Origin of the sequence: Pseudomonas kairouanensis (assembly GCF_004682055.1) — a bacterium.
GTDB classification, from domain to species: Bacteria; Pseudomonadota; Gammaproteobacteria; order Pseudomonadales; family Pseudomonadaceae; genus Aquipseudomonas; species Aquipseudomonas kairouanensis.
The window spans coordinates 48,232-73,291 of record NZ_QUZU01000019.1 but is presented as its reverse complement, the minus strand read 5'-3'; the positions used below and the strand labels follow the sequence as shown (position 1 = coordinate 73,291).

Sequence of the window (25,060 nt, the reverse complement as noted above, 5' to 3'; positions counted from 1 at the left end):
CGCGCTGGGCGCAGGCGGGAAATTATACGCTCGCTGATGGAACAGGAATGGCGGTGACTTGCCAGTCGTCGCCCACAGCGCGCATTTGCGTGATCTTGAGTTGGGGGGCATCGGCCAGTTTCTCAAGCGGCCAGTCCAGCAAAGGCCGCGCGGCAGAGCCGAGGAACTTGCCAGCGATGAAAATCACGTACTCGTCCACCAGGCCTTGCTGGGCAAAGGCACCAGCAAGACTTGGGCCGGCTTCCACCAGCACCTCGTTGACGCCACGGGCGGCCAGCGCCACCAAGGCCGAACGCAGGTCGACCTGGCCTTCGACGCCCGGCACCACCAGGCATTCAGGGCCACGGGGGAATTGGTTTTCCGGGGTCACGCAAGTGATGACCAATGCCGGCCCCGCCTTGAAGAACGGCGCATTGAGCGGCACCCGCAGGCGGCCGTCGATCAGCACGCGCAAGGGTGGGCGCGACATCGCGAGCGCGGTGGTTGCGTCATCCAGGCCAAGTTCGGCGGCACGCACCGTGAGGCGCGCACCATCGGCCAGCACCGTGTCGGCGCCGGTCAGCACCACGCTGGCCTCGGCGCGCAGGCGCTGTACGGCGGCACGGGCGGCCGGGCCGGTGATCCATTGGCTTTCGCCGCTGGCCATGGCAGTGCGGCCGTCCAGGCTCATCGCCAGCTTGACTCGCACAAAGGGCAAACCATGCTCCATACGCTTGAGGAAGCCGGGGTTGAGTGCACGCGCTTCGCTTTCCAGCACGCCACTGCGGGTCTCGATGCCGGCCTGGGCCAAGCGCTGCATGCCGCGCCCCGCCACTTCCGGGTTCGGGTCCTGCATGCCGGCCACCACGCGGGCCACACCGGCACTTACCAGCGCATCGGCGCAGGGCGGCGTGCGACCGTGGTGGCTGCAGGGTTCGAGGGTCACGTACACCGTGGCGCCACGGGCCTTGTCGCCGGCCGCGCGCAACGCATTGGGCTCGGCATGGGGCTCGCCGGTGCGCTCATGCCAGCCTTCGCCGACAATCTGCCCATCTCGAACAATCACGCAACCCACCCGTGGGTTGGGATGGGTGGTGTACAGGCCCTTGCGGGCCAGTTCGAGGGCGCGGGCCATGTAGTGGGCATCGAGCACAGCTTGTTCGGCAGACGGTGGGTTCATTCTTTGGCAGGCTCTCGGGCCAGGCGGTCGATCTCTTCGCGGAACTCATTGAGGTCCTGGAAGCGTCGATACACCGAGGCGAAACGGATATAGGCAACTTCGTCGAGCTTTTGCAGCTCGCCCATCACCAGCTCGCCAACCACCAGGCTCTTGACCTCGCGCTCGCCGGTCGCCCGCAGCTTGTGCTTGATATGCACCAGCGCCGCTTCCAGGCGCTCGACGCTCACCGGGCGTTTTTCCAGGGCACGCTGCATACCGGCGCGCAGTTTTTCTTCGTCGAAAGGTTGGCGGCTGCCGTCGGACTTGATCAGCCGTGGCAACACCAGTTCGGCGGTTTCGAAGGTGGTGAAACGTTCACCGCAGGCCAGGCATTCACGCCGGCGACGCACTTGATCGCCCTCGGCGACCAGACGCGAGTCAATGACCTTGGTGTCGTTGGCACCGCAGAAGGGACAGTGCATGGTGGCAGGCAACAAAAAAAGGGAGGGCCATGGTAGCGCATCCCCGTGGCAAGACAAGCCATAGCCTTTACGGTATACAGGCAGGCTTATATGTTTCTTTGTGTTCAAGTCACGGATTTTGCCCTCCCTGGAGCCGTACATGCAGTTACGACCACTTGTTTTGCTCGCCCTGTTCAGTGTTCTGGTCGCCTGCAGCAGCGAAGCCCCCAAGCCTGCCGCCCCGCAACCGACGCCCGCCCAGGAGAAAAAAGTGCCTGGCATTGAAGACCTCGGCCCACTGCCCGCTTATCAGCGTGAAATCAGCGGCAGCCTGACCAATGTGCCCGCCGGCGCCGAAGTCGAGATGGCCCTCTTGGTGATCGACGACCGCTCACGCCCACAACAATTGCTCGCCAGCAGTGTATTGACCGGCAACGGAAAGCCCCTGGCCTTCCGCCTGCGCTTCAACCCCGAGGCGTTCCCGGCCGGTGCACGGGTTGAATTGCGCGGCCGCGCCAGCCAGTCCGGCCAGTTGATCCTGCACCTGCCCGCCGTGCGCATCACCCAGGCGATCACCCAAGCCACCGGCCCCCTGCAACTCGTCAAGGCACCATGACGCCACCTTTGGCCCTGCAAGCGGCCCTGAGCGAACTGATCGGCGACGCCCACTTGGTGCCCTGCCCGCTGCCGGGCACCGAGCTGTCGTTGTGGCTGCTGGATGCGGACAACATGGACCGCGCCTTCAGCCCCGAAGAAACCCGACGCATCCTGCATGAACCGCCCTACTGGAGTTTTTGCTGGGCCAGCGGCTTGGCGCTGGCACGCTACCTGGCGGCCAACCCCGACTGGGTCGCGGGCAAGCGCGTGCTGGACTTCGGCGCCGGCTCCGGCGTGGCCGGGATTGCCGCCGTCAAGGCGGGTGCGCTGGAGGTGGTAGCCTGCGATCTTGACCCCCTGGCACTGGCCTCGTGCCGGGCGAATGCGCAACTCAACGGTGTGGAACTGGGTTATTCGGCAGATTTTTTCGCCGAGGCCGACCGCTTCGACCTGATCCTGGTGGCCGACGTACTCTACGACCGCGCCAACCTGCCGTTGCTGGATCAATTCCTCACCCGTGGCCGAGAGGCGCTAGTGGCGGATTCGCGGGTGCGGGACTTTCAGCATGCGGCTTACCAGCGACTGGAGATCCTCGACGCACTGACTTTGCCAGACCTGGCCGAGCCTTGGGAGTTTCGTAAGGTGAGCCTGTACCATTCGCGGCGCTCTTAAGGCCATCGCGGGCAAGCCCGCTCCCACAGGGAGAACGCGATCACTGTGGGAGCGGGCTTGCCCGCGATGACGATCTCGAACCCGCCACGCTTTCAGCCAACTGCCCCAGCCCTTATAGTTCCCCCCATTCCCGCTTTATTCGAGACGCGCCATGAGTGAGCCCACGCCGTATATCTTCGATGTCACCACTGCCACCTTCGACCAGGCAGTGATCGAGAACTCGTTCCACAAGCCGGTACTGGTGGATTTCTGGGCCGAGTGGTGTGCGCCGTGCAAGGCGTTGATGCCGTTGCTGGCGCAGGTTGCCGAGAGCTACCAGGGCGAGTTGCTGCTGGCCAAGGTCGATTGCGAGGCCGAGCAGGATATCGTTGCGCGCTTTGGCATTCGCAGCCTGCCGACGGTGGTGCTGTTCAAGGACGGCCAGCCAGTGGACGGGTTTGCCGGGGCGCAGCCGGAGTCGGCGGTGCGGGCCATGCTTGAGCCCCATGTGCAGATGCCACCGCCGGCTGCGGCGGACCCGTTGGAGCAGGCTCAGGCGTTGTTTGCCGAAGGGCGCATCAGCGATGCCGAGGCGGTGCTGGTCGCTTTGCTCGGCGAGGACAATACCAACGCTGCGGCGCTGATCCTGTATGCACGCTGCCTGGCTGAACGCGGTGAATTGGGCGAAGCGCAAACCGTTTTGGACGCCGTCAAGAGTGACGATCACAAAGCCGCCCTCGCCGGTGCCAAGGCGCAGATCACCTTCCTGCGCCAGGCCGCCGACCTGCCGGATACCGCCGACCTGAAAAGCCGCTTGGCGCAAAACCCGCAGGACGACGAGGCAGCCTACCAACTGAGCATCCAGCAACTGGCCCGCCAGCAGTACGATGCGGCGCTTGAAGGCTTGCTGAAGTTGTTTATCCGCAACCGCAGCTACAGCGAAGGCCTGCCCCACAAGACCTTGCTGCAGGTGTTCGAACTGCTGGGCAATGACCACCCGCTGGTCACGGTGTACCGCCGCAAGTTGTTTGCTGCGCTGTACTAATCGCCGACCCAGCTGTACAGCGGCGTATCCCCGCCGCTGGCCACCTTCACCTTGGCGCTATGGCGCAGGCGCACCAACAGGCGCTTGCCCGCCGCCGCATCGCCAGCCAGCCCTTCCAATTGATCGAGCAGTTCCAGGCCGCTGAGTTGCCCGGCCTTGCGCAATAGGTCCTGAGCGTTCTGCCACTGATCCTCATCCTGTTTAGCTGGCGCCGCGGCCGGTGCGACGTTTGGCACTGGCGCTGCCTGCAATTGCGCACCCAGACGCGCCCAATCGCCGTCATCCAGCTCCAGGGTCAAGTCCACCGGCAGGTCACCGACGGTTCCACGAATTCGCAACATCGCCCTTCCTCCTGCAGTTTTTCTGACGGGCATGCTCCCATGCGGCTTGCGCAACGCCAAGCGGGCGGTCAAACTCTCGGCACTATTGTTATAAGATCACATAACAAAACTTTCATATCCTGGAGCTTTCCCATGCGCCGTCTGCTGCTTGCCTTGCCGTTTGCCCTGCTGCCACTGGCGGTTGCCCATGCCCACGAAGATCACGACCATGAACACGCAAGCCTTGGTGCCCATGAACATGGCGTGGGCCGCCTCAACGCCGTGTTGGACGGCCAGGCACTGGAGCTGGAGCTGGACAGCCCGGCAATGAACCTGGTGGGCTTCGAACACCTGGCCACCACCGCCGCCGACAAAGCCAAGGTCGCCGCCGTACGCAAGCAGCTGGAAAACCCGCTGGCCTTGTTCAGCTTGCCTAAAGGCGCCGGTTGCGTGGTCAGCACCCAGGAACTCAACAGCCCGCTGTTCGGCGACAAGCCAGAAGCCGATCATGACGACGATGATGACCACGATCACGACGCCAAAGCCGGCGAACATCATCACGACCACAGCGAAATCCACGCCCACTACCAGTTCACCTGCGCCACGCCGACCGCCCTTAGCAACCTCGACCTGACGCAAGTGTTCAAGACCTTCCCCGCCACCCAGAAAATTCAGGTACAACTGATCGGCCCTAGCGGCCAACAAGGCGTTGACGCGACGGCCACAGCAGCCACCCTGAAGTTCTGAGTTCCCATGACCCAAGCACTGATCGAACTGTCTGACCTGGGCTTCAACTGGCCCGGTCACCCGCAGTTGCTGGACATCCCCGCGTTCCGCCTGGACGCGGGGGAAACCCTGTTCCTCAAGGGCCCGAGTGGCAGTGGCAAAACCACGCTGCTGGGGCTGCTCGGGGGCGTGCAGAAACCCAGCCAGGGCAGCATCCGCCTGCTTGGCCAGGAACTGACCGAACTCTCGGCCGGCGCCCGCGACCGCTTTCGTGTCGACCACACCGGCTATATCTTCCAGCAGTTCAACCTGCTGCCGTTCCTGTCGGTGCGCGAGAACGTCGAGTTGCCGTGTCACTTTTCCAAGCTGCGGGCACAGCGGGCCAAACAGCGGCATGGCAGTATCGATCAAGCCGCTGCAACCTTGTTGGCCCACCTGGGCTTAAAAGACAAGAACCTGCTGGAGCGCCGTGCCGACTCACTGTCCATCGGCCAACAGCAACGGGTCGCCGCAGCCCGCGCGCTGATCGGCCAGCCGGAACTGGTAATCGCCGACGAGCCCACCTCGGCCCTGGACTACGACGCCCGCGAAGCCTTCCTGCAATTGTTGTTCGCCGAATGCCGCGACGCTGGCGCCAGCCTGTTATTTGTCAGCCACGACCAGAGCCTGGCCGCGCTGTTCGACCGCAACCTGTCGTTGGCCGAGCTCAATCGCGCCGCCACGCCCGCAGAGGTTTGAGATGTATCTGTTCCGTCTAGCCATGGCCAGCCTGGCTAACCGCCGCTTTACCGCGATCCTCACCGCCTTCGCCATCGCCTTGTCGGTATGCCTGTTGCTGGCGGTGGAGCGCGTGCGCGTCGAGGCGCGCAACAGTTTCGCCAGCACCATCAGCGGCACCGACCTGATCGTCGGCGCCCGCTCAGGCTCGGTGAACCTGCTGCTGTACTCGGTATTCCGCATCGGTAACGCCACCAACAACATCCGCTGGGACAGCTTCGAGCATTTCGCTGCCAGCCCCCAGGTGAAGTGGGCGATCCCAATTTCCCTCGGCGACTCCCATCGCGGCTACCGCGTGATGGGCACCAATGAATCGTACTTCGAACACTATCAATACGGCCGCAGGCAAAACCTGGAACTGGCCAGCGGCCGCGCCTTCGCCACCGACCCGTTCGAAGTGGTACTCGGCGCCGAAGTGGCCGAGGCGTTGCACTACAAACTGGGTGACAAACTGGTGCTGGCCCACGGCGTGGCGGTGGTCAGCCTGGTCAAGCATGACGACAAGCCCTTCACCGTGGTCGGCATCCTCAAGCGTACCGGCACACCGGTGGACCGCACGCTGCACATCAGCCTGGGCGGCATGGAGGCGATCCATATCGACTGGCACAACGGCGTGCCGGCCCAGGGCAAAGGCCGCATCAGCGCCGACCAGGCGCGCAACATGGACCTCACGCCGCAGGCCATCACCGCCTTTATGCTCGGCCTTAACAACAAGATTTCCACCTTTGCCCTGCAACGGGAAATCAACGAATTCCGTGGCGAGCCGATGCTGGCGATTCTGCCTGGCGTGGCGCTGCAAGAGCTGTGGAGCATGATGGGCACCGCCGAAAAAGCGCTGTTCGTGATCTCGTTGTTCGTGGTGTTGACTGGTTTGATTGGGATGCTCACGGCGATCCTCACCAGCCTCAACGAACGCCGCCGCGAGATGGCGATCTTGCGTTCGGTGGGCGCACGCCCCTGGCATATCGCGACGCTGCTGATCTTCGAAGCCTTCGCCCTGGCGTTGTCGGGTGTGATCGCGGGGGTTGGCTTGCTGTATGTGTGCATCGCCGCCTCGCGCGGCTACTTGCAGGCCAACTACGGCCTGGACTTGCCAATGACGTGGCCCAGCGAATATGAATGGACACTGCTCGCCGGTATCCTGGCTGCCGCGCTGTTGATGGGCAGCGTGCCCGCGTGGCGCGCTTATCGACAATCCCTGGCCGACGGCCTGTCCATACGTTTATGAGGAAGGCTTCGATGCGTCGTGTGCTGTTTGCGCTGTTGCTGCTGGTGGTCGTGCCCGCCTGGGCCGATGGGCAGCCCAAGGACCTGTCGTGGCAGGAGATGATCCCGCCGGATGCACCGCCGGAAATCCCCAACATGAAACCGCTGCACGACCTGTCGAACATGGCCGATGCCTTGTCCGTCGAAGCAGCGCCTGCGGCCAAGCAAGACCTGCCCAATGCGCCGGTGGTACAGAGCCTGGACGGCAAGCACATCCGCCTGCCGGGCTATATCGTGCCGCTGGAAGTCAGCGAAGAAGGCCGCACCACCGAGTTTTTGCTGGTGCCGTATTTCGGCGCCTGCATCCATGTGCCGCCACCGCCGTCGAACCAGATCGTGCACGTTAAAAGCGAAGTCGGCGTGAAGCTTGACGAGCTGTACCAGCCGTATTGGATCGAAGGTGCGATGCAGGTCAAGCCGTCCACCAGCGAGCTTGCCGACGCCGGTTACCAGATGGAAGCCGAGAAGATTTACATGTACGAACTGCCGGAATAGGGCTGATCACCCTTTCATTGAGCTGAATCAAAAGACCGAACGGAACGATCTTTACCATTGGACCTACAACTTTTAAACGTCCTTTGGAGCTCCCATGAACAAGTCTCTGCTCGGCGCGTCCCTTGTCGCGCTCGCCCTCGTCGCCCCCATTGCCCATGCTCACGAAGCGGGCGATATTCTGGTTCGCGCCGGTGCAATCACCGTGAACCCGAAGGCTGACAGCGGCCACGTCAAGGTCGACCAGGGCCCGCTGGCAGGTACCAACCTGGGCGGCAAGGCGACCATGAGCAGCGACACCCAACTGGGCCTGAACTTTGCCTACATGCTGACCAATCACGTCGGTATCGAACTGCTCGCCGCCACACCGTTCGAGCACGACGTGAAGATCAAGGGCACCGCCCTCGGCGCCGCCAACGGCAAGCTCGGTACCCTCAAACACCTGCCGCCGACCCTGAGCGTCGTGTACTACCCGCTGGACAACAAATCCGCCTTCCAGCCGTATGTAGGCGCCGGTATCAACTACACCTGGATCTACGACGAACACGTCGGCAGCCGCGCCCAGGGCGCCGGTTTCAGCAATTTCAAGGCTGAAAACTCCTGGGGCTGGGCCGCGCAGATCGGTGCGGACTACATGATCAACGACAAGTGGATGATCAACGCCCAGGCGCGTTATATCGACATCAGCACCAAGGCCACCGTGGAAAACAACGCCGTAGCCCCAGGCACTCGCGCCAAGGTCAATGTGGACGTGGACCCAATGGTTTACATGGTGGGTATTGGCTACAAGTTCTAACTGAGATCCAACAAACACCGCATAGCAAATGTGGGAGCGGGCTTGCTCGCGAAAGCGGTGGATCAGTCAATGAATCTGTTGACTGACACTCCGTCTTCGCGAGCAAGCCCGCTCCCACATTTTGGATCTATGTTTCTTCAGGTATGGCGGTAGTAACGGTCCAGCAACGCCGGCAACCCCGCCCGCCACGCCCGTGGCTTGATGCCAAAGGTGTGCAGAATCTTCTTGCAGGCCAGCACCGCATGTTGCGGCTCATCGCTCGCATCCGGCCGTGCCGCGTGGGCCTGGGCGGTGGGCGATTCGATGGCCAGCGGGTGGTAGTTGCGCGCTTCGGTGAGGATCGCCTGGCCCAGCGCCAGCGGCGTGGTCGCCTCTTGGCCGGCGTAATGGTAGGTGCCCCACAGCGGCGCCGCACAATCGAGTTGCTTGAGCACCGAGATGATTACCCGCGCCGCATCATCCACCGGCGTCGGGTTACCGCGACGGTCATCGGCCATCAGCAATTCATCCGGCTTTTCGGCACGGGCCAGGAAGCGCCCCAGGGTGCCGTCCACACTGTCATCGAGCAACCAGCCAAAGCGCAGCAGCACATGTTGCGGGCAGGTAGCGCGCACGCTCTGTTCGATACGCCACAACGCCTGGCCACGCAGGCCCAAGGGCACCGGCTCGTCCTTCTCGCTGTAGGCGGTGGCGCGGGAGCCATCGAACACGCGGTAGCTGGACGGTTGCAGCAAGGTAATGGTGTGGTGCTGGCACAGTTCGGCCAGGCGCTCGATCGCGAACTCCTGGGACGCCAGGCGGGTTTCGCTGACGGCTTCGGCCTGGAACCAGTCGAAATAGTAGGCGAGGTTGATCAACGCATCGGGACGGGTGTCGTCGAGCAATTGGGTAAGGCTCGCGGCATCCCAGCCGTCTTGGGGCGGTTTGGGTGCGAGGAAACCGATGTCTTCCTCTGCACCGAGGCGAATCAGCGCTTGCCCGAGGGCATTCCCGCCGCCCAGTAACATAAGGCGCATTCGCATAGATTGAGCAGGCCCGGTCAGTGTGGAACGATGGCTATTTAGGTATTTGTCAGAATCGTTGCATTTTGCGGGTTTGTAGCGCAACCGTCACGGATTAACTATCTTCGCGCCACCCTCACCAGCGTCATGCTCCAAAGCTGCCCGGGGAGGCATCACCACCTGCTGTGGATAAGTCTGCGCAAATTGCACCTCGGCGCAGTTATCCACAAGCTTTTTCAAGCGCTGGTTGAACGCCCGGCTCACCGCATATTGCCCGCCCGACACCGTGCGGAACTGCGCGGTGAGCACCACGCCATTGAGGTCCATCTTGTCGACGCCGAACACCTCCAGCGGCCCCTGCAGGTTGTACTTGAGGAACACATCGTCGCGAATCGACTGCCCTGCCTCACGGATCAACTCCACGGCTTTATCCACATCGGTGTCGTAGGTGAACTGCACAGAGAAGAACGCATAGGCAAATTGCCGCGATTGATTGGTCACCGCCTTGATCTGCCCGAACGGCACCGAATGCACAAAACCCTTGCCGTCACGCAGGCGCAGGGTGCGGATGGTCAGGCCCTCGACGGTACCGGCATGACCGGAGTCGAGCACTACCCAGTCGCCGATGGACAAGGTGTCTTCAATAATGATGAACAGGCCGGTAATCACATCCTGCACCAGTTGTTGCGAGCCAAAACCAATGGCCAGGCCGACCACACCCGCACCTGCCAGCAGCGGCGCAACATTGATACCCAGGTTGGCCATGGTGGTGATCGCGCAGATCACCACCAGGATGATCTTCACGGCATTGCGCACCAGCGGCAGGATAGTTTTAACCCGCGTGCTCGGCTGGCGATTGGAGCGTTTGTTTACCGGCGGTTTGAGCGCTTCCTGGATCGCCGTGTCGAGCACTACCCAGAACAGCCAGGTCATCAGCAGGATCAAGCCGATGCTGCTGAGTGAGTCGCTGATCGCCCGGCCAATGGAGTTGCGCTCAGCGAATTCAAACAGCGAAACGCCCCATATACGCCCGAGAATCTCGATAAACGCGATGGCCATCGCAATACGCAAAATCGCATGCAGCAGGCTCAGGAACCGCTCTTTGTAAGCACTGCTGCGCTGGATCGCCACTTGGCTGCGGGACTTGAACAGGTGCTGCAACACAGTACTGAGGAACACCGTGCCGATCAGCAAAATGGTGGTGAACAATGCGCAGCGCAACGCCTTCTGGTTATCGTCGCCGGCGCCAATCAGGTTGATCGCCGACACCAACACCATCAGCAGGATCGGCCAGTACCACAACCCGGAAAACACCCTGAGCGACTGTTGCAGCGCGGGGTGTTTAAGACGCTGGGCCAGCGGCCGATTGCGAATCAAATGAGCCACCGGCCGGCGCAGGCGCACCACCAGCACGCCAAAGATCACCGCCGCAAACAGGCCGGTGAACACTGCGATGCTGCTGGTGATATTACCGCCCAATTGGCGCGCAATCTGCGGGCTGGTCAACGCGTCACTGAGGGCGGCGAGGAAGCCGATCAGGAACAGCGGCTTGGGACAATAACCACGAATTATCCGCACCGCCGGGCGCTTGTGCCCAACGTTGAACATGACAATCACGCACAACAGCATCGAGGTGGAGAAGATGCCGCTGCTGGTGGCGTAGGCGAAACACAGCGCCAGCGCACGGCCTATCGACGTGGGCAGAAAGTGGCTGACATACAGCGTCAAGGGCAGGCAGATCAGCGCGGGGATCGTGTAGGGCACCACATAGCCGAGCACCCCTTGCAGGCGCTCGCGTTGCTCGACAAAACCACGTCGGTTCAAGCGCTGCACGATAAAGCGCCCGACCAACGTCAACACGATAAAGGCGCCGATCCACACCCCCGACAACAGCAGAAAGTTACCCGCCACGGTCCAGGGCGAACGCTCGGACGTCTGGTCCACCAGCCGCCCAACTTCATCCGCCGCGCGATCGGCACGCAAGCGCCAGGCGTCGATCAGGTTCTGGTTGAGGTCGAGTTTGTCTTGCACGCTGTCGATGCTGGAGCTGATAGCACCGAGCAATCCGCCTTCTACCAGCAGCTCCGGCTGAGCGGGTGCTTCGGGCTCCGGCGCGGTGGCCGCGGCTTGTAGCGCGCCGCTGCCACACAACATCAGTGCGCCGAGCAGTAATGCAGTCTTGAGATTGAGCAAAACACCGAGCTCCTTACAGAAGGGTCTGTAAGGAACTGACGGAATTGAGTCGTGATCGTTCCCTGTAGGAGCGAGCTTGCTCGCGAAAATCGTCAACGATTACGCGGGCATTCTGGATGACCGCAGCGCCTGTGCGTTCTTCGCGAGCAAGCTCGCTCCTACAAAGGTGTTATTTCAGGTCGACATTCAGGCTTGGCGCCCCAAACGCTACCAACTGCGCGTTAGAGCCGGCGAACCAGCCTTTCCAGAAGTCTTCCAGGGCTTGAATGGTTTTGCCCGAGCGATAGGCCTGCTTGATGTCCTTGGTCACCAGTGCCGCACCGGCCACGTATACCCGCGCGCCTTGCAAGTCGGCGAATAAATGCTTGTCCCCTACCCGCTTGAGCTCGGCCTCCGGTTGCAGGTCACGAATGCGGTTGTTGGCGTAGAAGCTGCCGAAGTCGCTGTTTTCCAGCATGTCGGACACCAACAGCACCACGCGCTCCTGGGCCGGTTGCTGGCCCAGGTCGTTGCCGATCTCGCGCAGCGAATGGAAGATCTCGCTGCGGGCGATATCCTCCGAGGCTTCGCGCAGCGTGGTCACGAACACCTTGCCCAGGGTTTTGTTGAAGAAGCTGCGCTGTTCGGTCAAGCAGGTGTCGAAGGTGCGCAGCGACTGCATGCCGACGTTGTTGCGCACTTTGTCATCAATACCCTGGTTGAGCTGCCCGGCAAAGCGCAGCTGCATGAACTGCCCCGGCACGAACGCCGAGAAGCTGTACAGCCGCACCTTGTCGCCCGGCTGCACAAAGCGCTGCACCTGCGCCCAGGTAGCTTTCTGGATCACTTCGGGCATGGGGATCGTCTGGTCGATGATCACCGTGAGCTCTCGCCCGCTGTCGGCCGGGCGATAGTCGCCGACCTTGGCATAGGCATAGCAATCCGGGATGTCGTTGCGCTCACCGGCCACCGCCAGCAACGGCGCCAGCAGCAGCGCCGGGAAAAACCGCGAGATCTTCATTCAGGCACCCGTGGCGTCAAAGTCTTTGAGCAGTTGCTGTTCGGCCCGCAGCGCCAGCACGTCTTCCAGGGCATGGCCCTTGGCGCGGCTGATGGTCGCCAGTTGCTCTTCGCTGTAGGCGGTCAGGTCTTTGCTGCGCAGGGCGTCGAGGTTCGACGGCGACGCGACAGGGGCTGGCGCTGGCGCTGGCGCAATAATCGGCTCGACCACTTCAGCCACCACCGGTGCTGCCGGAGCGACCGGCGCAACGGGCACAGCCACCGGTTTGGCAGCGGCTTGTGGCGTACCCGGCATGGCTTGCTTGCGCGCCAGGTAGGTTTCGAAGTTACGGTTGTGGGCGCTGGTCAACGCCGCCTGTTGCTGGGCGTTGGTGGTCGAGCGACCGGCCAGCTTGAGTTGCAGCTTGCTCAGCTTGTGGTCGGCATGGGAGGCAATTTCCACACGCTGGCTCTGCATCCAGTTTTCCAGGGCTTCGCCGCTGGAGAATTTATGGGTGTGCTCCCAAGCGGTCTTGGATTCCACGCCGGCAAAGCCGAAGATCGACGCCAGCCAGATGCTGGTGATCTGGATCGCGATGTAGATCACCGACAGCACGATGAACGTGATCAGAGAGGCCTTGCGAATCGCATCCATCTTGTCGGTGAGGGTTTGCTTGTCGGCCTGGTCGTTGATCGCCGCCGAATCGGCCGGCAGCTCAAACGGGCTGGCCGACTCGTAGTTCTGCTGGGCAAAGGCGTGGGGGCTGCCGACCATCTCGGTCTCGATGCTCTTGAGCTGCATGGTACGGATACCAAACGCCGCCACCGCGATGATCGCGATCCAGATCCCGGTGGTGATCATCCAGCCACGGCTTGGAGTCACGGTGTGGTTGGTGTTGATACGCGCCAGGATGCGGCTGTAATCCTTGCCGTCCTTATCGCTGTCGGTGTCTTTGATACCAATGCCTGGCAGCTCCTTGAGCTGTGGTGGGCGATTGGCTTCGGTGTCGTTTTCCCACCAGTGGCGTGCCTTGCTGATCAGCGCGTTCTTGTGCACGGCGCGGCCAGTGACTTCCGCCAGGATCGCCGAGGCCACCGCCAGCAGGAAGGCAAACAACCAACCCATCCAGCTTTGATCATTGGCCGACAGGTTCTGGTTGATGAACGGCACCAGCACGTAAGCAAAACCCACGGCTTCGAACATGATCAGCATGAAAATCAGCGCAAACACCCAGAACGGCCGTTCACGGCGGCCGCGCTCGCCGATGGTGCGCAGGTAGGATTCGCTTTTGTTGAAGAAATCCACGTCTTTGGCGCCGATCTTTTCATAGCGCGAGTAGTACGCGTCGCACAGCTCGCTCTCCGATTTCGGCCAGCCATGGGAGTCGAGCATCAGGCTCTGCCTGGACAGGCGCGCGACCTTGCCGATCAGCGGCACGCCGTGCCACACACGCATCACGAAGTAGCCCACTTTGTCCCAGTACGCCTGGATCAGGATGGCGGCCAGCAGCGTGGAAATCACAAGGCCTGTGATCAACTTGTTGGCCCAGAGCAGGGCCGTCAGCGCATTGAAGCTGAACTCTTCCATGGTGTTTTTCCTTGAGACTTACGCGCGAATCGGCACGAAACGGGTGGTGAAGGCTTCACGGCTGCGGGGGTAGAACAACGCACCGTCAGTGGCTTCGGAATTTTTCTTGCTGAACACCACGTCGATACACGACACCGGCGCCTTGGGGTCTTGGGTGAATACCCGATACAGCACCAGGTCCTCACCCTCGTAGGTGTTGGCCACGGCTTTGCTTTTGATCGACTTGCGATTGCCCTCGTTGTAGCCCTTGACCACTTCGATGAACGGCTGGCGGTCGACACTGGCACCGTCGCGCAGGATCGACACCGGCGACAGGGTCACCAGGTGACCATTGACCACATTGGCCCACACGCGGTTGTTGTAGCCCGGCAGGTATTCAGTGGTGGTCTGGGTGTCCAGTGCCTTGCCGCTGGCGAGGTTGAACACTTTGCCGCTTTCGCGCGGGCGGTCGGCTTCGCAACTGCTGGATGGCAGGTCACCGGCATGGGCGCTGGAGACCAGGGCGAAACCGGCCTTTTTCGGGGCGATGGCCTGGCCCATGGTCCAGCGGGTATCGCTGGCCGGTTCGCCGCCGAAATCCACCAGGGCGGTGCCGGCATCGGCAGGTTTGCTCTCGGCGGCGGGTTTGGCCGCCACCGAGGGCTTGGCCTTGGGCGCGCTGGCAACGGTGCGCGCAGGCTCGGTCGAGGTGCCGTGGGCCAGGTACTTGGTGTTGTTCTGCTCGGCGTTGACGCGCTTGACCAGCATGTTGCGGTCGGTCACTTCAACGATTTCCACACGACGGTTCTTGCCGCGCTGCGCGCTGTCGCTGTTGTCGGCAATCGGCCGCGAAGCACCGGCGCCCTGGAAGAACATGCGCTGCGGGGCAATGCCTTGCTCGGCCAGGATCGACGCCACGGCGCGGGCACGCTGCTCGGACAGGCGTTGGTTGGTGGCAGCGCTGCCAGTGGCATCGGTGTGGCCCACCACCAGGATCGCGGCCTGGGAACTCTGCCCCTGCTTGGGCGCAAAAGCGGCGGCCAGCTTGCGCACTTGGCGCTGGCCATTGACGCTCAATTGCGCGCTGCCTGTGGCAAACATGCCTTCGTCCTGAACCTGGGCGACGATGCCCGCCTCGGTCGGCGCTGGCGCCCGCGCGTTGCCGGCAGCTACCTCCTGGCTCTGCAAGGTTTGCACCTGGATATTCAGGTTCTCTTCCTTGGCGATGCGCTCCAGCTCCTGCAAGCGGTTCTGCCACAGGTTGCCCGCCACGCAGCCGGCGGCGGCGCCCACACCACCACCCACGACGGCCTTTTTGGCATCACCGGTAATGGCATAGGTCAAGCCGGCGCCCAGAATGGCGCCGCCCGCACAGCCAATGGCGGTGCCGTAGTTTTTGCCTGCTTCGTTGAGGGTCGCGCAGCCACTGAGCGCGATGGCGCCGGCCAGCAGGCTGATTTTTCGGGTAAGGGAGGTATTCACGTAATGGGTTCCGGCCTTTATAAAAAAGAGCCGCCGACCCACTGCCAACACCGAACGGTGTCAGCCGCATCATCCATGAACAGGCCCTGCAAAATCGTATGATTGAATAGAGATCGCGCGGAATTTGACCATGTCAGTAATGGCATTTCAATAGCATCTGTAACACTTTATTGCCTTTTATTGCTCTAAACCGGACTTCTCAACCTTAGGCACCGTCTGTAGGACGCTGGAAACTTTCCAGCAAAAATCAGAGTCAGCCATAAACGGGGGCCAGGCCCCCACTCTTTTTCAGGAGCAACCATGGCTGCGATTCCCGACTGGGTGCCCATCACCCCCAGCGTCGCCATCACTCGCTTCACGGTGCTGACGGTCAATATCCACAAGGGCTTCACCGCCCTGAACCGACGCTTCATCCTGCCCGAGCTGCGCGAAGCGGTACGCAGTGTGGGCGCCGACATGGTGTTCCTGCAGGAAATCCATGGCACCCACGAACGCCACCCACAGCGCTACAGCGAGTGGCCGAACATGCCGCAGTACGAGTTTTTGGCCGACAGCATCTGGCCGCAGTTCGCCTACGGGCGCAACGCGGTCTACCCCCATGGCGACCATGGCAACGCGTTGCTGTCGAAATTCCAGATCGTGCGCTACGACAACCTCGACATCTCCCAGAGCGGCCATGAAAACCGTGGCCTGCTGCATTGCGTATTGCGCCTGCCGGGCACTGGGCAAGAGGTGCACGCCATCTGTATTCACCTGGGCCTGCGCGAGGTGCATCGCCAGCAGCAATTGCGTTTGCTGGAGCAGCGCATCAGCGAGATCCCAACCGATGCGCCGCTGGTGGTGGCCGGCGACTTCAACGACTGGCGCCAAAAGGCCGACCTGAGTCAAAGCGGCCTGCAGGAAGTGTTCGTGCAGGCCCATGGCAAACCGGCGCGCACCTTTCCAGCACGCCTGCCGCTGTTGCCGTTAGACCGCATCTACGTGCGCAACCTTAAGGTGCACAACCCCCGTGTACTGACCACGCGGCCCTGGTCGCATTTATCGGACCATGTGCCGCTGTCGGTGGAGATCGAGCTATGAACATCGCCGTGGAGCACATCGCCACCGACCAACCACCGGACGAAGCCAAGGCCCGTGACCTGGATTACGGCTGGCAAAGCGGCAATCAGGTGATGTTGCTGGAAAACGGCGAGGCGTACTTCCCGCAGGTGTTCGAGGCCTTGCGCGGGGCGCAGCGGGAGATTCTGCTGGAGACCTTTATCCTGTTCGAGGACAAGGTGGGCCATGAGCTGCAGCGCATCCTGATCGAGGCGGCGCAGCGCGGTGTAAAGGTGGTGGCCAGCCTGGATGGCTTTGGCTGCGGCGAGCTGCGCCCATCGTTTCTCGGCGAATTGGCCGACGCGGGGGTGACGGTGCAGATGTTCGACCCGGCGTCCAAGACCCTGGGCTTTCGCACCAACTGGTTCCGGCGCCTGCACCGCAAGATCGTGGTGGTGGATGCAGCCGTGGCGTTTATCGGCGGGATCAATTTCTCGGCCGACCATTTGGGCGATTTCGGCCCCGAGGCCAAGCAGGATTATGCGGTGCAAGTGACGGGCCCGGCAGTGGCCGACCTGCACCATTTTGCCCTCGCGCAAAGTGGCCGCCAGGTGCGCACGCGGCGTGGTTGGCGGCGGCGCCAGCAACGGCCATCGGCGTGGTCCACCGAAGGCGAAGGCCTGGTGCGTTTGATTTATCGCGACAACGTGCAACACCGCGATGATATCGAAGAGGCCTATATCCACGCCCTGAGCAAAGCGCAATCGCGTGTGGTGATCGCCAACGCTTACTTTTTCCCCGGCTATCGCCTGCTGCGGGAAATCCGCAACGCCGCGCGCCGTGGCGTAAAGGTGCAACTGATCATGCAGGGCCAGCCCGATGTGCTGCTGGCCAAGCTGGCGGCGCGCATGCTGTACGACTACCTGCTCAAGGACGGCGTGGTGATCCACGAATATTGCCAGCGCCCGCTGCACGGTAAAGTCGCGCTGGTGGATGACCAATGGAGCACCGTGGGGTCAAGCAACCTGGACCCCTTGAGCCTGTCGCTGAACCTGGAAGCCAATGTGCTGATTCGCGACCGCGCCTTCAACCAGCAACTCTACGAGCGCCTGCAAACACTCGCCCGCGATCACTGCCAGACCATGCCCGAAAACCGCAAGCCGCGCTTGTGGCTGTGGCGTTTGACCGTGGGTTTTCTGGTGTTTCATGTGATGCGCCACTTCCCAGCGATGACCGGATGGTTGCCCGCGCACAAACCCCGGTTGAAACCGTTCGAGGGCCAGGCCCATGACCACTGAATCGCGCTTCAAGCGTTGGAAGAAACCGCTGACGGTGGTGTTTTTTCTGGCGCTGATTGTGTTGTTCACCTTGCTCGCCCGGCGCATCGACTGGAGCGAAGTGCTGCAGACCCTGGGCGATTTCAAGGTGCGCACCCTGCTGATCGCAGGCGCGGTCACGCTGTGCAGTTTTCTCGTGTATGCCAGCTTTGACCTCATTGGCCGCACCTACATTCGCCAGGACCTGACCTGGAAGCAGATTTTGCCGGTGGGCATCATCAGCTATGCGTTCAACCTCAACCTGAGCGCGTGGGTAGGCGGCATCGCCATGCGGTATCGGCTGTATTCACGACTGGGGGTGAGCACCGGCAATATCGCCAAGATCCTGGGCTTGAGCCTGGCGACCAATTGGTTTGGCTATATGGCCCTGGCCGGGGTGATTTTCAGCAGTGGCCTGGTAACCATGCCTCCGGGATGGAAGGTCAGTACGGTTGCGTTGCAGGGTATTGGGGCGGTGTTGGTACTGCTGAGCCTCGGTTATCTGGCGGCCTGTCAGTTTTCGAAAAAGCGTGCGTGGTCGGTGCGCGGCATGGAGATCAACCTGCCGTCGGTGCGCATGGCCTGTTTGCAGTTGGCGTTGGGTGCGCTGAACTGGTCGCTGATGGCGGCGGTGATTTTTACGCTGCTGCCGGCCAAGCTGGATTATCCGTTGGTGCTGGGGGTGTTGCTGATCAGCGCCATTGCCGGGGTGATCACCCATATTCCGGCGGGTCTTGGGGTGTTGGAGGCGGTATTTATCGGGTTGCTGCAACATGAGGCGTCGCGGGGCAGCCTGCTGGCGGGGTTGATTGCGTATCGGGCGATCTACTTTATTTTGCCGTTGTTGATTGCGTTGGTGATGTACCTGGGGGTGGAGGCCAAGGCGAAGGCGCTTCGGGTGAAGAAGGCGCCGGCTTGAGATTGGGGTGACTGGTCTGGCTTGCCCCCTCCCACATTGACGGCATTCACACATTCAGATTTGTGAATACCGTCAGTGTGGGAGGAGGCTTGCCCCCGATAGCAATTTCAAGAACCGCCCAATCATCGAGCCTGGATGATGCTCAACCGCTCCCCCACCACCATCTCAGTTATCCAGTCCACCAAGATGGAGGTGTACGCCTGCTGCGACACCGGATCGCTCAGCGAATGATCAGCCCCATCGATAATCCGATGGGTCAGCGAGTGTGTCTGCTGGCACGCTGCGCGATAACTCATGATGGTGGCGTGGGGCACGTGGTCATCTGTCTCCGACTCGACGATCAACACATCCCCGGTAAATTTCGCACAGGCATGCAATGCCCGGTTGGTCTCGGCATGGACCAACGTACTGCGGTAATCCATCAGGTCGATCTTGTCCAAGTCACGCTTGGGCTTGAGCCATTCCTGGTCGCGATACAGCGCCGGCACCCGCAGCGCCAGCCAACGCACGGGGCGCAATGACGTGAGGATTGCCGCCAGGTAACCGCCGTAACTGGTCCCCACGACTGCAACCGCCGAGGTGTCGATGGCCGGGTGGGACAGCAGCCGGTCGTAGGCCGCCAGCAGGTCGCGCAAGTTGTCTTCGCGGGTCACGCGGGACAGCGGGATACCGGTGCCGGCATGGCCGCGCAGGTCGAACGTCAGGCATACACACCCCAGGCCTGCAATGCCTTTGGCGCGCTCAAGGTCACGTTCCTGGCTACCGCCCCAGCCGTGCACAAACAACACGCCCGGGACTTTGGATTTGGGGCTCAGGAAGGTGCCGCTCATTTGTTCATCGTCGATATCGATCGCAATGCTTTCACTTCTAGCCGTCATAAGATTGAACCGTCACGTACTTGAGAAGAAAGTCGCTGTTTTCCGCAGGCCCCCGGTATACCTCGATGGCATCGGCCGGCAGGGCTTGGTCCACGTAGGTTTCTACCGAGGACACATGAATCGCGCGCAGGCCAGGGTTGTTGATAAAACTCTGCAGCGCCGCGACTTCCGCGCTGCTGGCCCCGCCCATGCGCCAAGACTGTTCGAGCACGCCGCTGCGGCGCTGGCCGTTGCTGTCCAGGCCCTGGGCGATGTCGTAATTGCGCCGTGAGGCGTAGAAGCCGGGGTAGGCCTCGTCGGCGGCGTTGTCGAACACTTGGGCTTGTTGAATAGCCAGGCGCACGTCCTCGGGCAAGTTTAGCTTGAGCAGGTCTTCGTAATAGCCAGGCACCACCAAAAGGTTGGAGCCGCCGTAGACGTCTTCGCCCTGCCCGTCTTGCGTCAGGTACTGATCGCCGCAGTAGCTGATGATGTGATCGCCGATATAGCTTTGACCGACGCTGTGGGTGATCACATCGTGCAGGTCTTGCTCGAAAACCACGCCGTCGCGCAAAAGCTCTGCCGCACCCGGTCGTGCCAGCACGGCGTTCAGCTCGTCCAGGCTGTGGATAACTTCCTGACCCCGCCCAGCGCAGGCGTGTACCGGTTTCAGGCGGACAGGCCCTTTGTCGAGCAGGCACATGGCAGCAGGCTGGGCGTCTGCCAGGGCGAAGACACTCACGCCATCCAGTACGACGTTTCGCACACGCTGGCAGAACAGCGGCGACCAGCCTTCTGGAGCATGCGCGTCTGGGCCGAGCAGCCCATGGCTGATGGCTTTGGTGGCGATGAAGTCGTGGTCCACATAACCGCCCCATAAGTCTTCCGGGCCTTTGATGTGGAGGCTACGGGCTTGCCCAGGGCCAACCAGGGTTTGTGTTGGCAACAGGTACAGGTCACGGCCTGCGTGCTGGTCCAGGTCGTAGCTGCCACCAAACTTGAGCCCAAGAATCTGCGCCAGCCAGCGCGCCAGGGCCCGATTGGTTTCAACCTCGTGCAACGGCGCGCCCTCTCGCGTGGAGTGGGCCACCACCAACTTTTTGCGGTGAGTCGGGGTCATGCGTCCCCCTTGGCCATCAGGCCAGCTGTGTAGGGACGACGTTGCAGGGATCACGCCAACGGGCTGTGGATAAAAATCACCCGAGGATCAGACAGTTGTCGCAAAGATGATAGCAATGGGCCTGTTTGATTCTGCACGAAGCCGCCGCTGGTCGGCGGCGTTCTGCACGATTTATACGCCAAACCGGCTGCGGTAATCGCTGGGTGCCAGCCCGGTGATTTTCTTGAAGGTGGCGCGAAATGCGCTGGGGTCCTGATAGCCCACGGTCCAGGCGATGTGGTCAATGGTGCCGTTGGTGAACTCCAGCATCTGCCGGGCCTTGCCCACCCGCAGGTGCTGGCAATACTCGGTCGGTTTCAACCCTGTGGCATGGCGAAAGCGCCGCAGGAACGTGCGCGCCTCCAGCCCCGCCTCTTGGGCCATGGCCGCTACCGACACATCCACCGCCCCACTTGCCTGCAACCCGTGCTGCACCTTGAGGATCGCCGCGTCGCCATGTCCAAGGATCGGCGCAAAGTTGCTGCCGCACTGGCTGGCACTGTCACTGTGTTCGATCACCAGGAACCGCGCGGTATCGGCCGCAATGCTCGGCCCCATCAGGCGGTCCACAAGGCGCAAGCCCAGTTCGGACCAGGCCATCAGGCCAGCGGTGGTAATCAGGTCGCCGTCATCGACGATGGGTTTATCGGCCTCCAGCCGCACCGCCGGATAACGGCTGGCAAAGGACTGGGCAGACGACCAATGGGTGGTGGCGCTGCGCCCGTCCAACAGCCCACTGCGCGCCAGCATGATCGAGCCGATGCACACACCCCCCAGCACAGTGCCGGCCGCGTGTTGCTGGCGAAGCCATTCCAGCAACGTCGGCGGCGCTTGCTCTTCGGTGAACTCGCCAATGGAGGGCGGTACCAGCACGGCCATCATCGCTTGCGCAGGGCCGGGATGGCTGGCAAATACCCGCGCCGGTTGGCCCGTGGCGTCCACTTGCCAATGACTGACCCGCAGCAATGGCAGCTGTGCAGATTGATGCTCGGCGGCAATTCGGTTGGCCACCCCAAACAGGTCAGTCAGACCGTGCACAGCAGCCAGTTGCGCCCCCTGGTAAATCAACACGCCCAGCTCAACAACCGCCATTGTCAGTTTTCCCCCTGTTATTGTCGGTGCAGCCAATCCCCGGTGCAGGCGCCAGCTAAGATACTGGGCCCTATCAACCCATCACGAGGCAGTACCCATGGCCAAGCAAGCGCTCATCCTAATCGATATCCAGAACGACTACTTCCCCCAGGGCAAGTGGCCACTTGACGGCGTGGAAGCCGCGGCGGACAAGGCTGTGCAGGTGCTGCAAGCGTTTCGCCAGGCCGGGGATGCCGTGATTCACGTGCGCCACGAGTTCGCCTCTGAAGATGCGCCGTTCTTTACCCCAGGCTCCGAAGGTGCGCATTTGCACAGCAAGGTGCTGAATGAAGGCAACGAACCGGTGGTGTTGAAACACTTTGTGAATGCGTTCCGCGAAACCAACCTGCGGGCGCTGCTGGAACAACGCAGCATCACGGAACTGGTGGTGGTCGGCAGCATGAGCCATATGTGCATCGACGGCGTTGTGCGGGCGGCGGCAGACCTGGGCTACACCGTTACGGTGATCCACGACGCATGCGCCACGCGGGATCTGGAATTCAATGGACAGGTGATTCCGGCGGCGCAGGTGCACGGTGCGTACATGGCATCGCTGGCGTTTGGGTATGCAGGTGTGGTGTCGGCGGACGACTTTTTGAAGGCACAAGCAACGGCATGACCGCCGCTTGTGTTTGGGGGCTTAGCGGGTCGCAATGATGAACAGGCGCGGGAATGGCAGCAAGACAGTGCCATCGCCCAGGGCCGGATAAGCCTGGGTAATCCGCGCCTGGTATTCCTGCAGGAAGGCTGTTTTTTCGCTATCGGTCAAAGGCGCCAGAAATGGCCGAAGGGCTGACGCCTTGAACCATTCAACCACCGCAGCGTGATCCGCCAAGGGATGCAGGTAGGTGGTACGCCACACATCCACGGTGCTGCAGTGCTTGCTCAGCAACTCGTAGTAGTAGCTCGCCGGGTGGCGCTCGTTGTGTTTTACCGTGCCGATCTTGGCCGCCCATGGGCCATCGGCCGCAACTTCGCGGGCAAGGCGGTGGGCAGGCTCATCGAGGTTGTCCGGCGTTTGCACCGCCAGCGTACCGCCCGGCGTCAGTTGGTTGACCAAATGCGGATAGAGGCTGGCGTGGTTCGGCAGCCATTGCAGCGAGGCATTGGCCAAGATCACGTCGAACGGTTGCACAGGCTTCCAGGCACCGATATCCGCGAGTTCAAAGTTGAGTGCCGGCAGGCGCTTGCGAGCGTCGATGAGCATGTCATCGGAGCTATCCATGCCGGTGACGTGAGCCTCTGGAAAGCGTTCGGCGAGCACCTGGGTGGAATTGCCCGGCCCACACCCCAAGTCGACGGCGGTGCGCACTTGGGTATTCGGGATGGCCGCCACCAGATCACGGACGGGACGGGTGCGCTGCTGTTCGAACATCGTGTATTGCTTGGCAGACCAGGTCATCACGGCTTTCCTTCGGACTTAAAGGTGGCCCACAGCCTAAATCCAATGGGCCTGGAGAACAAACGCCTGGAGTTGGCGGGTAATAAAAAACCCCCGAGGCCTGGGCCATCGGGGGTTTGCTCGTTCCAGGCCTTGGACCTTAGAACGGGATATCGTCATCAAAGCTGTCGAAATCCGGAGCCGGCTGCGGCGCGGCCTGCTGTGGCGCTGGACGCGACTCACGCTGTGGCTGCTGGCTTGGCTGCGGACGGGACTGCTGTGGACGCGGTGCCGAGTTGGACATGCCGCCCTGGCCCTGTTGGTCGCCCTGTGGACGGCCGCCCAGCAGTTGCATGGTGCCTTGCATGTCGACCACGATTTCGGTGGTGTAACGCTTGATGCCGTCTTTTTCCCACTCGCGGGTTTGCAGCTTGCCTTCGATGTACACCTGCGAACCTTTGCGCAGGTACTCACCGGCGATCTCTGCAACCTTGCCGAACATCGACACGCGGTGCCATTCGGTTTTCTCGACCTTCTGGCCGGTCTGCTTGTCGGTCCACTGTTCGCTGGTCGCCAGACTCAGGTTGGTCACGGCGTTACCGTTAGGCAAGTAGCGAACTTCGGGATCCTGGCCGCATGTACCGACCAATATGACTTTGTTAACCCCACGGGCCATAACGTTCTCCTAAGTGTAGAGGGACAAAAGAATTTCTCCCAGGGCCAAAAAATTTGTCTATATTTCTGGAAGGGGCCAAAAGAATTTCCAATATGCGCCGCTTGATGGACGATCTTAGGTAGCAACGTGCCATGGCGTACGCGTCTTCACGATCTCCTAGTTTAACTCACCCGGCTACGGAACGAAGCCTTTATGATCGAACCCAGCTACCACTCTGACTACCGATGATTTCCTAGCTCAATCTCCCTCGCTCAGCGGGCGCGGGATCGCCGATCAGGAGGCGGTATGGCAGGTACGAAATGCAGAGCACCAAATCCAGATTTGGTGGACAGGTGGATAGCAGCCGGTTACGGGCAGGGTGACGGTGCCGGCTATAAGCCGTTCATGTACGTCCGAGACGTTCCTTCCACCGGGACGTCGAGTATGGTCAAAAGCCGGCTGACCGGACGCACGCATCACTATCTATCTCGGCAAGAATTCAAGGTCCATCTTGAAGCCGAGTATTCAAGGTCCACGAGAGACATTCGTGAACAGTACGCACTGCTCCCCTTGGCGGAAACCCAGCAAATAGCGGCAGATCTCGGTGTGCGTCATCCAACATACCCTGCGACAAAAACACCAACAGTGATGACCACTGATCTTTTACTCACACTTGATCGGCCGAATGGGGATCAACTCCTAGCGATCAGCGTGAAGCTGACCAAGGACTTAACGCCTCGTAACCTCGAAAAACTGCTGATAGAAAAGGTTTATTGGAATAATCGGGGCGTTAAGTGGGTTCTTATCACCGAGAAAGAGATTTCAACTCATAGGGTTAATAATCTCTGCTTTTTTGAATTGTCACTTTCGGACGATTGCCGCCTCAGATCACTAATCACGCCGGAAGATTTCAGCCGGCGGTTTGAGGAAAACTGCAGTCGTCAGCTTTCCTTCAACGCAATCATGACAAAATCCATTAGGGAAATGGGCATCGACGTGCATACCGGCCACACCCTCTTAGGCCAAGCTGTCTGGAGACATCAAAGCCGACTTGACATAGAAAGAAATACGTTAAGACACCGAGGGAATGTGCTTTTGAGGGAGGTGGCCTGAA

At 61.4% G+C, this 25,060-nt stretch carries 26 protein-coding genes; 13 read left to right on the top strand and 13 right to left on the bottom strand.

Translation table 11 applies throughout. From position 1 onward, the window contains the following. Positions 1 to 22: 22 nt before the first annotated feature. Positions 23 to 1,159, bottom strand: a complete 1,137-nt coding sequence (gene ribD, locus DYL59_RS16485; RefSeq protein WP_135290112.1) for a bifunctional diaminohydroxyphosphoribosylaminopyrimidine deaminase/5-amino-6-(5-phosphoribosylamino)uracil reductase RibD — start codon at positions 1,157 to 1,159, stop codon at positions 23 to 25. Next, on the bottom strand, positions 1,156 to 1,620 hold the full coding sequence (gene nrdR / locus DYL59_RS16480; protein WP_010206843.1) for a transcriptional regulator NrdR: 465 nt from the start codon (positions 1,618 to 1,620) through the stop codon (positions 1,156 to 1,158). The genes ribD and nrdR overlap by 4 nt, the downstream gene beginning before the upstream one ends. Before the next feature lie 139 nt (positions 1,621 to 1,759). Here nrdR and DYL59_RS16475 point away from each other — a divergent pair, with 139 nt between their 5' ends. The 3 genes from DYL59_RS16475 to trxA all read left to right on the top strand — a co-directional run bounded on the left by DYL59_RS16475 (position 1,760) and on the right by trxA (position 3,892). Next, entirely contained in the window at positions 1,760 to 2,215 is a 456-nt protein-coding gene (locus DYL59_RS16475; protein ID WP_135290110.1) for a YbaY family lipoprotein, read from the top strand. After that, positions 2,212 to 2,868: a class I SAM-dependent methyltransferase gene (locus DYL59_RS16470; RefSeq protein WP_135290109.1), complete on the top strand. Its 657-nt coding sequence runs from the start codon at positions 2,212 to 2,214 to the stop codon at positions 2,866 to 2,868. Before DYL59_RS16475 ends, DYL59_RS16470 begins: the two co-directional genes overlap by 4 nt. Positions 2,869 to 3,019: 151 nt before the next feature. Further along, the gene (trxA, locus tag DYL59_RS16465; RefSeq protein WP_135290108.1) at positions 3,020 to 3,892 is read left to right on the top strand and encodes a thioredoxin; all 873 of its coding nucleotides are present in this window, start codon (positions 3,020 to 3,022) and stop codon (positions 3,890 to 3,892) included. Here trxA and DYL59_RS16460 read toward each other — a convergent pair. Next, the gene (locus DYL59_RS16460) at positions 3,889 to 4,233 is read right to left on the bottom strand and encodes a hypothetical protein (RefSeq protein WP_135290107.1); all 345 of its coding nucleotides are present in this window, start codon (positions 4,231 to 4,233) and stop codon (positions 3,889 to 3,891) included. The two genes, trxA and DYL59_RS16460, sit on opposite strands and share 4 nt — an antisense overlap. Positions 4,234 to 4,365: 132 nt before the next feature. Here DYL59_RS16460 and DYL59_RS16455 point away from each other — a divergent pair, with 132 nt between their 5' ends. From DYL59_RS16455 to DYL59_RS16435, 5 genes are all read left to right on the top strand, one after another. Further along, entirely contained in the window at positions 4,366 to 4,959 is a 594-nt protein-coding gene (locus tag DYL59_RS16455; RefSeq protein ID WP_135290106.1) for a DUF2796 domain-containing protein, read from the top strand. A gap of 6 nt (positions 4,960 to 4,965) precedes the next feature. Beyond that, positions 4,966 to 5,676, top strand: a complete 711-nt coding sequence (locus DYL59_RS16450) for an ABC transporter ATP-binding protein (protein ID WP_135290105.1) — start codon at positions 4,966 to 4,968, stop codon at positions 5,674 to 5,676. Between the two features lies 1 nt (position 5,677). Next, the gene (locus DYL59_RS16445; RefSeq protein WP_135290104.1) at positions 5,678 to 6,943 is read left to right on the top strand and encodes an ABC transporter permease; all 1,266 of its coding nucleotides are present in this window, start codon (positions 5,678 to 5,680) and stop codon (positions 6,941 to 6,943) included. A gap of 11 nt (positions 6,944 to 6,954) precedes the next feature. After that, positions 6,955 to 7,476 (top strand): DUF3299 domain-containing protein, encoded by a 522-nt coding sequence (locus DYL59_RS16440; protein ID WP_135290103.1) that lies wholly within the window; start codon positions 6,955 to 6,957, stop codon positions 7,474 to 7,476. 94 nt (positions 7,477 to 7,570) lie between these two features. Continuing rightward, positions 7,571 to 8,269 carry an OmpW/AlkL family protein gene (locus tag DYL59_RS16435; RefSeq protein ID WP_135290102.1) on the top strand — a complete coding sequence of 233 codons (699 nt, stop codon included), beginning with the start codon at positions 7,571 to 7,573 and terminating at the stop codon, positions 8,267 to 8,269. 137 nt (positions 8,270 to 8,406) lie between these two features. Here DYL59_RS16435 and DYL59_RS16425 read toward each other — a convergent pair whose 3' ends face one another. From DYL59_RS16425 to DYL59_RS16405, 5 genes are all read right to left on the bottom strand, one after another. Then, the gene (locus tag DYL59_RS16425) at positions 8,407 to 9,291 is read right to left on the bottom strand and encodes a sugar nucleotide-binding protein (protein ID WP_135290101.1); all 885 of its coding nucleotides are present in this window, start codon (positions 9,289 to 9,291) and stop codon (positions 8,407 to 8,409) included. 87 nt (positions 9,292 to 9,378) lie between these two features. Then, positions 9,379 to 11,463, bottom strand: a complete 2,085-nt coding sequence (locus DYL59_RS16420) for a mechanosensitive ion channel family protein (protein WP_135290100.1) — start codon at positions 11,461 to 11,463, stop codon at positions 9,379 to 9,381. 169 nt (positions 11,464 to 11,632) lie between these two features. Further along, a complete protein-coding gene (locus DYL59_RS16415; RefSeq protein ID WP_135290099.1) occupies positions 11,633 to 12,463 on the bottom strand; it encodes a hypothetical protein in 831 nt (276 codons plus the stop codon). Beyond that, positions 12,464 to 14,029, bottom strand: a complete 1,566-nt coding sequence (locus DYL59_RS16410) for a hypothetical protein (RefSeq protein ID WP_135290098.1) — start codon at positions 14,027 to 14,029, stop codon at positions 12,464 to 12,466. An 18-nt stretch (positions 14,030 to 14,047) separates the two neighbouring features. Beyond that, positions 14,048 to 15,490: an OmpA family protein gene (locus DYL59_RS16405; RefSeq protein WP_135290097.1), complete on the bottom strand. Its 1,443-nt coding sequence runs from the start codon at positions 15,488 to 15,490 to the stop codon at positions 14,048 to 14,050. A gap of 300 nt (positions 15,491 to 15,790) precedes the next feature. On the opposite strand from DYL59_RS16405, the gene DYL59_RS16400 reads away from it, so the two are divergent. The 3 genes from DYL59_RS16400 to DYL59_RS16390 are packed head-to-tail and all read left to right on the top strand — an operon-like array spanning position 15,791 to position 18,763. Further along, entirely contained in the window at positions 15,791 to 16,570 is a 780-nt protein-coding gene (locus DYL59_RS16400; protein ID WP_135290096.1) for an endonuclease/exonuclease/phosphatase family protein, read from the top strand. Next, positions 16,567 to 17,826 (top strand): cardiolipin synthase ClsB, encoded by a 1,260-nt coding sequence (clsB, locus tag DYL59_RS16395; RefSeq protein ID WP_135290095.1) that lies wholly within the window; start codon positions 16,567 to 16,569, stop codon positions 17,824 to 17,826. The genes DYL59_RS16400 and clsB overlap by 4 nt, the downstream gene beginning before the upstream one ends. Continuing rightward, positions 17,816 to 18,763, top strand: a complete 948-nt coding sequence (locus DYL59_RS16390) for a lysylphosphatidylglycerol synthase domain-containing protein (RefSeq protein WP_135290094.1) — start codon at positions 17,816 to 17,818, stop codon at positions 18,761 to 18,763. Before clsB ends, DYL59_RS16390 begins: the two co-directional genes overlap by 11 nt. 122 nt (positions 18,764 to 18,885) lie before the next feature. Here the strand turns inward: DYL59_RS16390 and DYL59_RS16385 are convergent, their stop codons facing one another. The 3 genes from DYL59_RS16385 to DYL59_RS16375 all read right to left on the bottom strand — a co-directional run bounded on the left by DYL59_RS16385 (position 18,886) and on the right by DYL59_RS16375 (position 21,871). Next, positions 18,886 to 19,641: an alpha/beta hydrolase family protein gene (locus DYL59_RS16385; protein ID WP_135290093.1), complete on the bottom strand. Its 756-nt coding sequence runs from the start codon at positions 19,639 to 19,641 to the stop codon at positions 18,886 to 18,888. Beyond that, positions 19,631 to 20,740 carry a DUF3182 family protein gene (locus DYL59_RS16380; protein WP_135290092.1) on the bottom strand — a complete coding sequence of 370 codons (1,110 nt, stop codon included), beginning with the start codon at positions 20,738 to 20,740 and terminating at the stop codon, positions 19,631 to 19,633. Before DYL59_RS16380 ends, DYL59_RS16385 begins: the two co-directional genes overlap by 11 nt. 171 nt (positions 20,741 to 20,911) lie before the next feature. Continuing rightward, on the bottom strand, positions 20,912 to 21,871 hold the full coding sequence (locus DYL59_RS16375; RefSeq protein ID WP_135290091.1) for a GlxA family transcriptional regulator: 960 nt from the start codon (positions 21,869 to 21,871) through the stop codon (positions 20,912 to 20,914). Between the two features lie 97 nt (positions 21,872 to 21,968). Between DYL59_RS16375 and DYL59_RS16370 the strand changes: the two genes are divergently transcribed. Continuing rightward, positions 21,969 to 22,529 (top strand): cysteine hydrolase family protein, encoded by a 561-nt coding sequence (locus tag DYL59_RS16370; protein WP_135290090.1) that lies wholly within the window; start codon positions 21,969 to 21,971, stop codon positions 22,527 to 22,529. 21 nt (positions 22,530 to 22,550) lie between these two features. Here DYL59_RS16370 and tam read toward each other — a convergent pair whose 3' ends face one another. Both tam and DYL59_RS16360 read right to left on the bottom strand, forming a co-directional pair. After that, entirely contained in the window at positions 22,551 to 23,312 is a 762-nt protein-coding gene (gene tam / locus DYL59_RS16365; protein ID WP_135290089.1) for a trans-aconitate 2-methyltransferase, read from the bottom strand. Positions 23,313 to 23,451: 139 nt separating this feature from the next. Continuing rightward, a complete protein-coding gene (locus tag DYL59_RS16360) occupies positions 23,452 to 23,967 on the bottom strand; it encodes a single-stranded DNA-binding protein (RefSeq protein ID WP_003232445.1) in 516 nt (171 codons plus the stop codon). Positions 23,968 to 24,252: 285 nt separating this feature from the next. Between DYL59_RS16360 and DYL59_RS16355 the strand changes: the two genes are divergently transcribed. Next, positions 24,253 to 25,059: a TnsA endonuclease N-terminal domain-containing protein gene (locus DYL59_RS16355; protein ID WP_099456567.1), complete on the top strand. Its 807-nt coding sequence runs from the start codon at positions 24,253 to 24,255 to the stop codon at positions 25,057 to 25,059. Position 25,060 lies beyond the last annotated feature (1 nt).